This window comes from Sphaerospermopsis aphanizomenoides BCCUSP55 (assembly GCF_001586785.1).
GTDB classification, from domain to species: Bacteria; Cyanobacteriota; Cyanobacteriia; order Cyanobacteriales; family Nostocaceae; genus Sphaerospermopsis_A; species Sphaerospermopsis_A aphanizomenoides_A.
Genome location: NZ_LUFH02000005.1, coordinates 52986 through 66800 on the forward strand (window position 1 = coordinate 52986; position 13815 = coordinate 66800).

Below are 13815 nucleotides of genomic sequence, written 5' to 3' on the forward strand. Positions count from 1 at the left end.
ACAGAGAAATAAATATGCAGCAAAAGATCAGAAAAGTCTACAGCCTTAAAGAATATTCCACTCCCGATATATTCTATCATTCCTTAACTCCCGCTTTGGGAATAATATTATCTATTTTTGCTGGTTGGGAAATAATTCTGTTTTGTTTTATATTAGGGTTATTTATTAGTATTTTAATTTTAGATATTGATAATTGCTATGAAGTAATTACCTGCAACTTTAATTCTACATTTGGTAGAATTACTATACGACAGAAAAATATATTCTCTCAGGGGGTGATGGAAATTCCACTTCATGAGATTGAAACGGCACTAATTAAGTCGAGTAGTTCTTCCTTTACTACTAAAACCTCTTTTGGTAAAAAAATCCAAATTGACAGCCAGTTATATTGGATTGTGATTATTTTAAATTCTGGAGAACATTGCCGCTTGACTTATTATGAAACAAGTCTTTTCAGTAGTAAACAACAAATGATTGATTATATTTTATTTCTCAAAGAAAATACATAATCTTGAATATGTACTGCTACTAACGGATAGCTGTTTGACAATCTATCACCGTAGCACCTCGTCTCATGGCTGCCACCAAAGCTTGATAACTATCCCAATTTTCCTGAATCAGATTTTTAGCTTGTAGCAGGTGAAACCGTTGTTTTTGTTCAAAAACATTCTCGGCAAAACCCAAAGCTTGCAAAAACTGATTTAACTGAGCTTTATCATCACCACCACCCTCAGCAGAGTTGAAAACCAGAGTTTCCGCCGCAATTCCCGCCATCCAAATATTACAATAGCGATCGCACATAGAAACGCTAATCTTCCCCTTTTCCAATTGTGCTGCAATTTCGCTATCCTCCAAAATTACCCCACCTTGTCCTGGTTGTCCTTGCTTCCAAGCTTCCCACGCGCTGAGAGTATAACCAGTAACAAGAATGCCCGACAAGTGAGCAACGAGAAAATGACCAGCTTCATGATGTATAATCCGTTCTCGATATGCTGGCGAAAATCCCGCTAACCAATCTAATACTATCGTTCCTCCCTTCCCTTGAAAACTGAAATTATCCAAAGTAGCGATACCCAAAAACCCCACCATAGTTAAAGCTGGTATTGTTGGGGAAAGATGTATTAATGGTCCCAACAAAGTGGAAAGCGTCATCAGGAAGACAGATATAGCAATAAGATTGATAGCGGTTTGATTCATTTCAGGTTTGGGAATACAGTTTTGTCTTTAATCTATTATGGGCTTCTGAAAAGATAATTGCCAATAACGATGAATTGCAAAAGAAGTTATTCACTTTAGTTATGGAAGATTACAGATGGTTCAAAAATGGATAATGTACAATGGACAATTGACAATTACCTCTGCTTAAAAGCGAGAGGATTGAGAAATCGGAATTTTTTCTTTTTTCCCCTTTGAAAGGGGAAGTTTTAAACCGGGAATGAAACAATTGTCAATTTATAATATCTTTTGTCAATGCTTAATTTCCACAATAACTATAACTAAATATATCAGTCTTTATTTACAGAGGTCATTTTTTTTGCAAAAATGTCAACAATGTTCTCTGGGAGTCCATGCTCGTTTTCTTGCTGATGTAATTTAACAACTTGTCTCTATTCCCAAACAATGGGATAATAAGTTTTTAGATAAATTACTCTAATTCTCAGCCTGTATGTGTCAATATCAGTCATTTACATTGGATAGGTGATACTTGAAATGTGGGCAATTGACCCATTGATATGATAACCATGACTAAAATATATAAGGGGTTTTTATGAGACAATTTCCTGGTGAAAGAAAGAGACGCTGGCATGAAATCGTAAATGAGATGATGACTTCAGAAGAAAATTCCTCTGAGGAAATACGTTTAAACCAGTCTGTCAACATCTACAAAGTTTTACCACAAGATACAGACACAGCAATTGATGACTGGTTAGAACCACATCATATCGCATTAGATCAGTCTGTTACTCTTCGCAACAAGCTGGTTGTTTTCTTTCCTGGTTCTTTTGGTAAAGTAACGCGGCAGCAGCTAATTATCCAGGAATTGGCTCATCTTGGCTATCACACCATCAATATCAGCTATCCTAACACCTGGACAGTTGCTAGTCTATGTAGACACAACCATGATCCACATTGCTTAGAAAAAGCACGGTTAGAAATTATTTTTGGACGAGGCGACTGTGATGTTCTCAAAATCAGTCGGCATAACTCAATCGAAAATCGACTAATTAAGTTATTAGCATATTTAAACCTCAAGTATCCGCAGCAAAAATGGGGTCAATATTTAGATAAAAACCTTCCTAACTGGGAGCAAATTGTCGTCATCGGTCATTCTCAAGGAGGGGGACACGCAGCCCTACTAGGCAAGCAACATTCCGTTGCCAGAGTTGTCATGTTGGCGGCTCCAGCTGATTTTAGTTGGGTATTAGGTGAATCTGCCCCCTGGTTATCAATTCCCGGACAAACACCAGCGGAACGGTATTATGGTTTTACTCATATTAAAGATGAAGGATATGATCGTATTCAAAAGGCGTGGGAGTTATTGGGAATGGATAAATACGGACCTATTGTCAATGTAGATGGACAGCAACCACCTTACAAACATTCCCATCGCTTAGTTACAAATATGATGCCCGCTCGACCTGAAAAGTATCATGGTAGTGTAGCTACAGACGGACCAACACCCAAGTTTTCTGATGGCACACCTGTATTCAAGTCGGTTTGGCAGTACCTCCTTGATGTTTGAAACTACTTGTAGCGGTTTTGATTTGATAGGACTTACGCAAAAGAAAGAAAAAATAAGGTTTTCGGAGGATAGGTTCATCAAAGAAAAAAACCCCTACACCCTACACCCCACACCCTACACCCAGCCCGGATGATAAATTTTGTGCGTAAGTCCTGTTTGAGTGAGAGCCTTTAGGTCAGGGAGTGTCAAATGAATCAAACCTATACAACCGATGTTTTAGTCGTAGGAGGAGGAACCGGCGGAACTGCTGCCGCTATCCAAGCAGCACGCAGAGGTGCTAAAACCATCCTCGTCAGCGAATTTTCCTGGTTAGGGGGAATGTTAACATCTGCTGGTGTATCTGCTCCGGATGGCAATGAATTACAATCTTTTCAAACTGGCTTATGGGGGGATTTTTTACAAGAGTTACGCCACCGTCAACCAGGAGGATTAGATCATAGTTGGGTGAGCTTTTTTAGTTATCAACCCCATATAGGTGCAGAAATTTTTGCAGACTGGGTGAAGGAATTACCGAATCTGCAATGGATTTCTGGGAAAGTACCGTTAGAAGTGTTACGGACAGGAGACTGCATTACAGGTGTACGCTTTGCAGATTTCACTGTCAACGCCAAAATTATCCTTGATGGTACAGAATTAGGAGATTTGTTGGCTTTAGGAGAAGTCCCCTACAGATGGGGTTGGGAGCTAAAATCAGAGTGGAAAGAACCTAGCGCCCCGGAAAGTTTTAATTCGCTCACCGCCAAATATGCCGTACAAGCACCAACTTGGGTGGTGGTAATGCAAGATTTCGGAGAAAGTACCGCCTCAGCAATTCCGCCAGCACCTAATTATGATCCATCCTTATTTACGGGGGCTTGGGATGATTATGGAGCAGAACAATTTTTAAACTATGGACGATTACCCGCAAATTGGTTTATGATCAATTGGCCGATTTGTGGCAATGACTACGGCCAAAACGCCGAGCGTTTGATAGAGTCAGATATACCAAGACGTGAGTTTAACCAAGAATGTTTCTGGCATAGTCAAAACTTTGCCCATTTTATCCAAACTCAACTTGGTAGACGCTACGGTTTAGCAGAAGGAGTTTTTCCTAGTCTCTCTCCAGCTTTTGCACTTCATCCCTATTATCGGGAAAGTCGGCGCTTAGAGGGACTCATTACTGTCTGTGAGCAGGATATCCTACCATTAGCAGGTGGTAAAGTTGCAGCTAAGTTTGAAGATGCGATCGCTATTGGTAACTATGCCAATGACCATCATTATCCTGGTGTCAAGTTCTCACTGCAACCTAAATCTATTCGCTGGGGGGGACGTTGGACTGGAACTCCCTTCACTGTTCCCTATCGCTGTTTAATTCCTCAATCTACAGATGGTTTACTAGTTTGTGAGAAGAATATTTCTGTATCTCACATTGCCAATGGAGCAACTAGACTACAACCTGTAGTCATGGGTATTGGTCAAGCAGCGGGTATGGCAGCTGCTCTGTGTTGTGAGTTAAACTGTCAGCCCAGGGATTTGCCAGTGAGGATGTTGCAAACAACTTTATTAACAGATGAGCAATCGCCCACAGCAATTGTTCCTTTGTTCAATTTACCAATTAATCATCCACAGTGGTTAGACTGGCAAATTCATTATTTAGATCATCCAGAAACTTATCCCATCAGTGGAAATTGTCCTTGTTTATCGGTTGATCAGTGTGATTACTCTCATCTTGATTGTTTCATAGGCATTTTTAATCGCCTAGACCAACAAGACTATAGATTTACTATCACAAACTCAACTGAATTATCACCGAAAATTTGGCAGATAGTCGCATTGGGATCATCTGCTGATGAGCAATTGCAAGTCTTGACCCAAAATCAAAAGCTTGTTGTCAGGGGTCGTGCCAATTCATCTGGTAACTGGCTACTTGTCGAACATATCGACGAAGTATCAAATTAATTTTTTAACAGTTAAATACAATACTTTTTTACAAATTGTCCGGATGAATATATCAAAGCTAAGTATCAGTGAAGTAGAGAGTTCTAAAATAGACATCTACTATGCGTGCTGCCATTTCACTTTTAGTATCGAGTCTGGTATTCGGCTCCTTAGCTTTTAACTATGAAGCAGAATTCACTGGCATTTTCCATCCGCTGACTGGTAATTCTGGTTCAGGAAAGCTACTTGCAGACAATTCTAAGCCCGGGCCTAACGAACCAGAACAGCCAGCACCTCATCGGGGTAGTGGACGTAAAGAGTCAATTGAATTTTTCCTAAATATCAATTCTGCTGTTTAGCACCCCCTGGGTCAGACTGCTTTTAGGAGAATTTCTTGCCAGAACAAGAATCAATGTACCGGAATAATCGGGTGTCCCACATCCTTTACACAACTAGTCAGACCAAGACAAAGACAGTTAAAGCACTACACAATTCTTCCACTGTTTTTTATTGTATGTTCTTTGACAGAGATATAGACAGTTTAAGCACTACATAACTCAACAAGCGTTCTGTGATTTCATCTTCTCTGACAGAGACAAAGACAGTTCCAGCACTACACAACTGACTGGTGTTTAGTATTTCTCAAAAAACATCCGGTAATTGCAAAAACCTGGCCTTGTACTGGTGATTAAGCCACTCATCACTCATATCAGTGTTAACCTAGCTGAAAATTTGATGTGATACCAAGGTGGATATTTTCGGCATTTTTCCAGTATTTAGACCATACTCTTGTTGATGTATTTTTCCTACTCTAAGTTCAGCGAATCCGCTTTTATATACCGTTGCGTTTAAGAAAGCGGGAAGCTACCCTTCAGGTGTCCAGGTGCGAAACAAAAAATATATGGTTCATTTACCCAAAAATCACTGTAAGCAGGGGTGATTCAACCGCAATATGTCAAGTTTTCTGAGGGAAAAGGAGAAGGGGTAAAAGGTAAGAGTTTTTCCCTTTCCCATGTTTCTTATACTCTTTCGGGATTCGCACCTTACCCTTTACACCCAACCCATTCAACAATGAACAATGTACAATTGACAATTACCTCTGGCTGGAAGGAAGAGGATTAAATTGTCAAAGGGAAAACTTTGATCATTTTCCCCTTAAACAGGGAAAACTTTAAACCTTGAATGGATCAATTGTCAATTGTCAATTGTCAATTATCAATTGTCAATTGTTAATCTGGTTTATGAGCAATAAAATATTTGCTCATAAAGTGAACTTGGGTTTCTATATTCTCAAAACCTGCTTTCTCCAAACGCTCTACCAAATCATCAGTAGTGTAATGTTTGTAATAGGGTTCATGGAAAGTTTTTGGGAAATTATTCATCATTAATTCCATATCGGGTGAATCATTCAACTGAATTGAATCACAAATAATAAAAGTTCCTCCTGGTTTTGTCACTCGGAAGCATTGCTCTATAACTTTTTGACGCACAGACTCTGGTAATTCATGGAAGAGGAAAACAGACGTGACAGCATGAAAATAGTTATCTAGATAAGGTAATTCTTCAGCATTGGCTTGTAAAAGTTGTGGCAATTCCCTAGGATTTTGAGATAATAACTCATAGGCCTTTCGCAAATACGCCGGGGATAAATCTGTACCAAATAAAGAAACTTGCTCTAAAGCGGATCGAATCATCTTTAAAGTTCGACCAGTACCACAAGCTACATCTAAAATTCGGATTTGCTTTTGAGGAAGAAACTGGAATTTGGCCAGTTCGCGTTTGAGGGGAGCGAGAATACGTCGCCGCATGGCATCAGCTGAACCACCAAACAGAATTTCTACCTGTAGGTCATACAAATTGGCTGACAGGTCGCTCAAATAGCCGTCAGTTTGGTGATGAAAATTTTGGACATAGTAGCTCGGATAGCCTTCTTTATCTATTTCTGGTGAAAACTCTTGCAGACTGTTGTTTTTAATTCGCTCCCAGATGAGGGGTAAATCTAGCCACGTTAGTGGATAGTAGCGGAAAAAGTCTTCCCAGGGATTGTCAAATAATAAACTGTGGGGATATATTCCTGTTTCTGCATCCTGCCAGTCTGTTTCTAGTAGCTGGTTAAATCTGTTTTGCAGTTTGAGTATTAACTCTTGAGGAATGGGTTGGTCTGCTGGCGCTAGTGTGGGATACAGTAAATTTCTTAACTGGGAACTGAGGGTTTTGTGAGCTAGTCCGAAGTAATTCTTTCCTTGTTGAAAGGTCTGATAGGTGAGTTTCGTTAAGGTGTCAGACATAAAAAAATAATTAAGCTTTATTACAGTTAATCATTTTATGTGAATAGAAATGAATAATACAGAACTTTATAAGAAAAAATTCCCGTTTTCAGCTATGTTGTGATGTCAAAGTTCTCGATCTGACCGGCTATTTTTCCCGTCTTTGATCCGAATTGTGACAAAGGCGATCACTCAATTGTAAATTTTTGTGACGAAATAGTAGTTTCGTAGCTTACGATACAGAATTTTGTCTATCATGAATATGCAAGACAAAATTAATTCTATTACTTACTAAAAAACAAGAGGTTTAAAGCTATGTCTATTCAAGAAAAATCTCGTGCGTTAATGGTGCGTCAACATCAGCAAGTTAAAAACCGTCAACAATCCATGCTGATGCGTGCAGCACAAGAACTCGGTCTTCCTGAAGAACTATCCAATTATTGGAATCCCATTCAAGGGAAGGTAGATCCTACCACTCAAACCCTTTACAGCCGCAGTAATGCAGCGATGAGCTAGAGAAAGGCAAGGGAGCAGGGAAAAAATCAAGTCAAAAGTCAAAAGTCAAAAGTCAAAATTAAGAACTCTTGCCTTTTATCAATGCCCAATGTCCAATGCTCTGCGTTTTACTGTTATCGAAACAATCGGGTCTAAAACCGGACTTCGTCCAAAGTTTTTGGAGTGGGGTATAAATAAATCTCCGTTACAAAAACGGCCTTTTACCTCCTGCCTCCTGCCTCCTGCCTCCTGCCTTGGTAAAAAAAAACCACCCTTGAGGGTGGCTGAAAAATTTACTATTATTGCTCAATTGCCCTTAGCAATCGTAATATAAGAAGAATTCGTAGGGATGAGGACGTAACTGCATCTGCTTAACTTCGTTAGCTAGTTTGTAGTCAATCCAGTTTTGAATGAAATCTTCTGAGAATACGCCTGTTTCGGTTAAGAAAGCGTGGTCATTTTCCAGTGCTTCCAAAGCCAGTTCCAAAGAACCAGGAGTAGAAGGAATCTTAGCTAGTTCTTCTGGAGAAAGTTCATAGATATTCTTATCTAAGGGTTCACCAGGATGGATTTTGTTCTTGATACCATCAATACCAGCGCAAAGCATGGCAGCGAAGGCTAAGTAGGGGTTAGAAGTTGCATCAGGACAACGGAATTCTAACCGCTTGGCTTTGGGGTTATCACCACTTAAAGGAATACGTACAGAAGCAGAACGGTTTCCTTGGGAGTAAGCCAAGTTCACGGGTGCTTCATAACCAGGTACGAGGCGTTTGTAAGAGTTTGTAGTGGGGTTGGTGATAGCCAACAAAGCAGGTGCGTGTTTGAGGATACCACCGATGTAGTATAAGCCCATATCGCTCATGCCAGCATACTTGTCACCTGCAAAGAGGGGTTGACCACCTTTCCAGATGGACTGGTGACAGTGCATACCAGAACCATTATCACCAAAAATGGGTTTGGGCATGAAGGTGACAGTTTTGCCGTACTTTCTGGCCACGTTCTTGATGACGTATTTGTAGGTCATCAACCAGTCAGCAGCTTCAATTAATTTGCCAAAGCGGAAACCGAGTTCGCACTGACCACCAGTAGCAACTTCGTGGTGTTGTTTTTCAATGGGTACGCCACAATTCTTCATTGTTAACAACATTTCAGTCCGAATATCTTGGAAGGTATCCGTTGGAGGAACTGGGAAATAACCTTCTTTGAAGCGTGTTTTATAACCCAGGTTGGGGCTTTCCTTTCTACCTGTGTTCCAACGACCTTCTACGGAGTCTACATGATAGTAGCCTTCGTTGGCGGTTTGGTCATAGCGAACATCATCAAACAAGAAGAATTCAGCTTCTGGACCAAAGAAAGCTGTGTCACCGAGTCCTGTGGAAGCCAGATAATCTATTGCTTTTTGGGCAATAACGCGGGGGCAACGGTTGTACCATTCGCCTGTGCGTGGTTCTTTAATGCTACAAATAATACTTAGAGTTGGCTCTGCCATGAACGGGTCGATCCAAGCAGTGTTGGGATCTAAGACCATTGTCATGTCAGATTCTTCGATGCCTTTCCAACCCCGAATACTGGAACCGTCGAAGGGTACACCACTGGAGAAGGAACTTTCATCAATTTGGTCATGGTACACAGTCAAGTGCTGCCATGTACCTGGTGTATCTATGAACTTCAGATCGATCATCTGAATGTTTTGGTCCCGAATCATCTTCAAGACTTCTTGTGGGGTTGTCATTGTTACTCCTTGTGTACCCAATTTTCTAAAATAAACCAGACTTTGCCAAAATATCCTCACCCTGCGGCGCTAACCCAAGTTGTGACACACCACCTGGAATATCGTAAATAGTTGACTTGAGACAAGTTTGTGGTTTTTGTTACAGATTGTCTGGATTACAGGTTATATTAACCTTTCTTTCTTAATCTGCACAAAACAAGAAACTTCATCTTAACGGGGTCAACTTTGGCATAGAATCCTTTAAGTAGTGGTATGGATAGTTTTGTGCCGAATCTATTTTATGCAGATAGCACAAAATTTGATTGAGTCAGGTAGGGTGGGACGCACCCGAACTCAAGCTTGAGGAGGTGTCTGTAAGGACATCCTATGCTCTGTAAGTCCGGGATTGACTCACGGCTTGAGCAGATCAAGAATCTCACTACCAACAGTCGTGAGAACGTCAATGGTGCATAACTGCAACCAAATTAATATCAAATCATAGATAGCAACGATTGGGAGAAAAGGAATGCGCGATGCAGTTACTACTTTAATTAAGAATTATGACGTAACCGGAAGATATTTTGACCGGAATGCGATCGATAGCCTCAAGTCTTACTTTGAAACTGGTACAGCAAGAGTGCAAGCGGCAGCTGTGATTAATTCTAATGCGGCTGCTATTGTCAAGCAAGCTGGTTCTAAATTGTTTGAAGAACTACCAGAATTGATTCGTCCTGGTGGTAATGCTTATACAACTCGTCGTTATGCAGCTTGTTTGCGTGATATGGACTATTACTTGCGCTATGCTACTTATGCATTGGTGGCTGGTAATATGAATGTGTTGGATGAGCGTGTGTTGCAAGGGTTACGGGAAACTTATAATTCCTTGGGTGTACCCATTGGTTCAACTGTTCAAGGTGTCCAGATTATGAAGGGCATTGTGAAGGAGCAAGTTGCAGCAGCTGGTATTGCTAATACTGCTTTTGTTGATGAGCCTTTTGACCATATCACTCGTGAGTTGAGTGAACAGGATGTTTAAAAGCAGAAGGCAGGAGGCAGGAAGCAGAAAGGTTTAGTGCTTTTGGTCATTTTGCCTGGATTAATTTGAGATATCAAAAGATTTATGCGATCGCACTTTGGCTGTTTGGGCAAGGTGCGTTTACTTTTTGATAATTAAACTCTCACTACAAGATGGTTTTACTCCTGACTTTTGACCAGTCCCTTTGGGGGTGTGGGGTGTGGGGAAGAAAAAGCCCCGCAGTTGAGGTACAAGCCCCTACTTTTAAGTATAGAAACAGAAAAAAGATGTATTTTGAGGCGCGTAGTGCGAAAAATACAGCGTCCTTGCTGGAAACCCCTGATTTTAATTATGGGGTTCCCTACACCCCACACCCTACCCCCTACACCCTCTTCATTCCTGCTATAAATAACACAACACCAGATTAAAATATACAAAACTATCATCATTAACTATGCTGTCAGTCAGAGATGCAGAAGCTACTATTTTAAATTCCATACAACCGCTGAATAACCAGCAGGATATAGAATTTGTCGATTTATTAATGGCAAATAATCGCATTTTAGCCACTCCTGTTACCAGTTCCCTGGATTTTCCCCATTGGGATAATTCGGCAATGGATGGTTATGCTGTGCGTTATGCAGATGTGCAGCAAGCTAGGGCTGACAAACCTGCTATTTTGGAAGTTGTGGAGGAAATTCCCGCCGGATATCAACCCCAAGTGACCATTAAACCAGGACAAGCAGCGCGAATTTTCACTGGTGCAGTGATGCCAGCAGGTGCTGATACTGTGGTTATGCAGGAAAAAACTCACCGACAAGACAACCGTGTTTTTGTCTTTCTTGCACCTCAACCCCAGGAGTTTGTTAGACACAAGGGTGATTTTTATCAAGCTGGTGGTGAATTGTTGCCAGCAGGAATTAGTTTAACAGCATCCGAAATCGCGGTTTTAGCTGCTGCACAACGGGAGCAAGTCTGTGTTTTCCGTCGTCCCCGTGTGGCGATTTTTTCCAGTGGTAATGAGTTGGTAATGCCAGAAGAAATGCTAACAACTGGACAAATTGCTGATTCTAATCAGTATGCTTTGGCAACTTTGGTGAGAGAACTGGGGGCAGAAGTGTTACTGTTGGGAATTATTAAGGATGATCCTATAGCTTTATCAGAAATTATAGATTATGCGATCGCTAATTCTGATGTAGTTCTTTCCACTGGCGGGGTGTCTGTCGGCGATTATGACTACATAAGTAAAATTTTAGCATCTTTGGGTGCAAAGGTTCACTTTCGCGCTGTACAAATGCGTCCAGGAAAACCTCTCACTTTTGCAACTTTCCCCAATTCACTATACTTTGGTTTACCCGGAAATCCGGTGTCTGCGTTGGTGACTTGTTGGCGGTTTGTGCAACCTGTAATTAAAAAACTGGCGGGACTTTCTCAAGGTTGGGAAGGAAAATTTTTAAAGGTGCGATCGCAATCAGAATTACAATCTCATGGTAAGATGGAAACTTATATTCACGGTAAGTTACATCTGGTCAATGGTGTTTATCAATTTCACAAAGCAGAGGGTAATGATAGTTCGGGTAATTTAATTAATTTGGCTCAAACTAATGCTTTGGCTGTGTTACCTGTTGGGAAAACTTTGGTTTCTGCTGGTGAGGAAGTTTTGGTTCTAAAGTTATAGCGTTTTTGAAACGCAGAGGTACGCAGAGTAAGCGCAGAGAGACGCAGAGGAATTTTGTGAGTCATAAGGCATCGTGAGATTCAAGTTGATTTAATCATAATCGACGCAAAGAAATCAAATTATTTACCTTTGATTTTCTCTGCTTTCTTTGCGTCTTGGCGTGAGATATTATTAAGCTGCTGCTTCTACTTTTTCCTTTTCTGGTACATAAGGTTTTTCTGCACCTTGGGCTACATAAGCAGCTAACTGACTTTCAATTTGATCACGGACAATTTGCCGATATTCAAGAAAATGCTCATTATGGGCGCAAGCTGCTAAATAATGTTCTGCAACGCTGGGATTTCGTTTGATGATACTAAATAAATGATGCCAGAATTTCCAGCGGGTTTCTCTTTTTATTCCTTGTCTCCAAATCACTATTAATAGTGCTTTAATAACAATCAATTCGGGCAGTTTAAAAGGTGCTTTCCATTGGGGTGAACCCATCATTAAGAAACAACGATAGGTGCGGTCTAAATATGCAACTGGATCATATAAAGCACAAAATGCTTCTATATATTCCCGTGCAATATCTTCTAAAGGACGAGTAGGAATAAAGTTCATCAAAGTGGTTTGATTAATATTCCCATCTTGATTTTCTCGCAGTCTACCTTCTTTTGTTAAACGATGCCATAAAGCAGTATTTGGCAATGCTTGTAACATGGCAAAAGTAGTAGAAGGAATGGCAGCTTGTTCAGCAAATCTAACGATGCGATCGCCCGCACCTGCTTTTTCTCCATCAAAACCAATAATAAACCCTGCCATTGGTCGCAGTCCAGCTTTAATAATGCTTTGCACTGCATCAGTTAAGGAACTGCGGGTATTTTGAAACTTCTTAGTTAGTTGTAAACTATCTTCATCAGGGGTTTCAATTCCTAAAAATACCGCTGCAAAACCAGACTCAACCATCAATTCCATTAACTCTGGATCTTGGGCTAAATCTATAGAAGCTTCCGTATCAAAACGGAAAGGATATTGATGTTCAGCCATCCAAACTTTTAACTCTTTTAGCAACAATTTGACATTGCGTTTATTGCCAATAAAGTTATCATCAACCATGAACACACCACGCCGCCAACCCAACTCATAGAGATAATCTAATTCTGCTAAAAGTTGGGCTGGGGTTTTGGTTCTCGGTTTGCGTCCATATAATACAATGATGTCGCAAAATTCGCATTGGAAAGGACAACCCCGCGAAAACTGCACAGACATCATATCATAGGCATCAAAATCTAATAAATCAAAGCGGGGAATGGGTGTGGTTGTGACATCTGGTTTTTCAGTAGCACGGAAAGTCCCAGATTTTTCACCTTTTTGTACCGCTTCCACAAACATGGGTAAAGTGAGTTCCCCTTCATCTAAAATTAGGAAATCTGCACCTGCTTCCTGCACTTCATGGGGTGTAGATGTGGGATAGGGTCCACCCAATGCGACTAACTTACCACGTCTTTTTGCTTCCCGAATTTGATCTAGTAAATCTTGTTTTTGGACGATCATCGCCGAGAAAATGACTATATCTGCCCATGCCCATTCTTCTTCGGTGGCGGCGCGGATGTTACGATCTACTAGCTTAAACTCCCATTCTTGGGGTAGGATGGCTGCCACTGTGACTAAACCCAATGGTGGTAATAGAACCTTTCTATCTACCAGTTCCAGGATTTTTTCATAGGACCAGAAGGTTTTGGGAAATATTGGATAAACTAGCAAGACACGCATAGTATCACCCCTCACGATTTATTTTGTGATCTAACTGTAACTAAATTTAGGACTGATTGACTTTTTTATAAGTTGCCATGCTGTTGTCTGAATCAGGATGTCCAGGATTTAAGGATTTACAGGATGGAGACGGAATTTTAACACTAATTACGCATCATTACTTATACAAGCCTCGACTTTATACTTCCTTCCCACTCCATACTCATATTTTTTCTCTGTGTTCTCTGTCTCTGG

Annotated in this window: 11 protein-coding genes; 7 read left to right on the forward strand and 4 right to left on the reverse strand. The window is 40.7% G+C overall.

Annotation, left to right across the window (positions count from 1 at the left end; genetic code table 11):
- Positions 1 to 14: 14 nt before the first annotated feature.
- Positions 15 to 509, forward strand: coding sequence for a hypothetical protein (locus A0J48_RS02305; RefSeq protein WP_200319948.1), 495 nt, complete (start codon positions 15 to 17; stop codon positions 507 to 509).
- Between the two features lie 19 nt (positions 510 to 528).
- Here the strand turns inward: A0J48_RS02305 and A0J48_RS02310 are convergent, their stop codons facing one another.
- Positions 529 to 1197 carry an ATP-dependent Zn protease gene (locus A0J48_RS02310; protein WP_200319949.1) on the reverse strand — a complete coding sequence of 223 codons (669 nt, stop codon included), beginning with the start codon at positions 1195 to 1197 and terminating at the stop codon, positions 529 to 531.
- 571 nt (positions 1198 to 1768) lie between these two features.
- Here A0J48_RS02310 and A0J48_RS02315 point away from each other — a divergent pair.
- The 3 genes from A0J48_RS02315 to patX all read left to right on the forward strand — a co-directional run bounded on the left by A0J48_RS02315 (position 1769) and on the right by patX (position 5019).
- Entirely contained in the window at positions 1769 to 2743 is a 975-nt protein-coding gene (locus A0J48_RS02315) for a BPSS1187 family protein (protein ID WP_200319951.1), read from the forward strand.
- A 189-nt stretch (positions 2744 to 2932) separates the two neighbouring features.
- Positions 2933 to 4681, forward strand: a complete 1749-nt coding sequence (locus tag A0J48_RS02320; protein WP_200319953.1) for an FAD-dependent oxidoreductase — start codon at positions 2933 to 2935, stop codon at positions 4679 to 4681.
- 101 nt (positions 4682 to 4782) lie between these two features.
- Positions 4783 to 5019, forward strand: coding sequence for a heterocyst-inhibiting protein PatX (gene patX / locus A0J48_RS02325; RefSeq protein WP_200319955.1), 237 nt, complete (start codon positions 4783 to 4785; stop codon positions 5017 to 5019).
- Positions 5020 to 5889: 870 nt separating this feature from the next.
- On the opposite strand, the gene A0J48_RS02330 is transcribed toward patX, so the two are convergent.
- The gene (locus A0J48_RS02330) at positions 5890 to 6948 is read right to left on the reverse strand and encodes a class I SAM-dependent methyltransferase (protein ID WP_200319957.1); all 1059 of its coding nucleotides are present in this window, start codon (positions 6946 to 6948) and stop codon (positions 5890 to 5892) included.
- Positions 6949 to 7242: 294 nt separating this feature from the next.
- On the opposite strand from A0J48_RS02330, the gene gifA reads away from it, so the two are divergent.
- Positions 7243 to 7443: a glutamine synthetase inactivation factor IF7A gene (gene gifA / locus A0J48_RS02335; protein WP_200319959.1), complete on the forward strand. Its 201-nt coding sequence runs from the start codon at positions 7243 to 7245 to the stop codon at positions 7441 to 7443.
- A gap of 295 nt (positions 7444 to 7738) precedes the next feature.
- Here the strand turns inward: gifA and glnA are convergent, their stop codons facing one another.
- Positions 7739 to 9154 carry a type I glutamate--ammonia ligase gene (gene glnA / locus A0J48_RS02340; RefSeq protein ID WP_200319961.1) on the reverse strand — a complete coding sequence of 472 codons (1416 nt, stop codon included), beginning with the start codon at positions 9152 to 9154 and terminating at the stop codon, positions 7739 to 7741.
- Between the two features lie 505 nt (positions 9155 to 9659).
- On the opposite strand from glnA, the gene apcB reads away from it, so the two are divergent.
- The gene (gene apcB, locus A0J48_RS02345; RefSeq protein ID WP_200319963.1) at positions 9660 to 10169 is read left to right on the forward strand and encodes an allophycocyanin subunit beta; all 510 of its coding nucleotides are present in this window, start codon (positions 9660 to 9662) and stop codon (positions 10167 to 10169) included.
- 433 nt (positions 10170 to 10602) lie between these two features.
- Complete coding sequence (locus tag A0J48_RS02350) at positions 10603 to 11826, forward strand: molybdopterin molybdotransferase MoeA (RefSeq protein ID WP_200319964.1); 1224 nt, start codon at positions 10603 to 10605, stop codon at positions 11824 to 11826.
- 171 nt (positions 11827 to 11997) lie between these two features.
- Here the strand turns inward: A0J48_RS02350 and A0J48_RS02355 are convergent, their stop codons facing one another.
- The gene (locus tag A0J48_RS02355; RefSeq protein WP_200319966.1) at positions 11998 to 13581 is read right to left on the reverse strand and encodes a B12-binding domain-containing radical SAM protein; all 1584 of its coding nucleotides are present in this window, start codon (positions 13579 to 13581) and stop codon (positions 11998 to 12000) included.
- Positions 13582 to 13815: the final 234 nt, after the last annotated feature.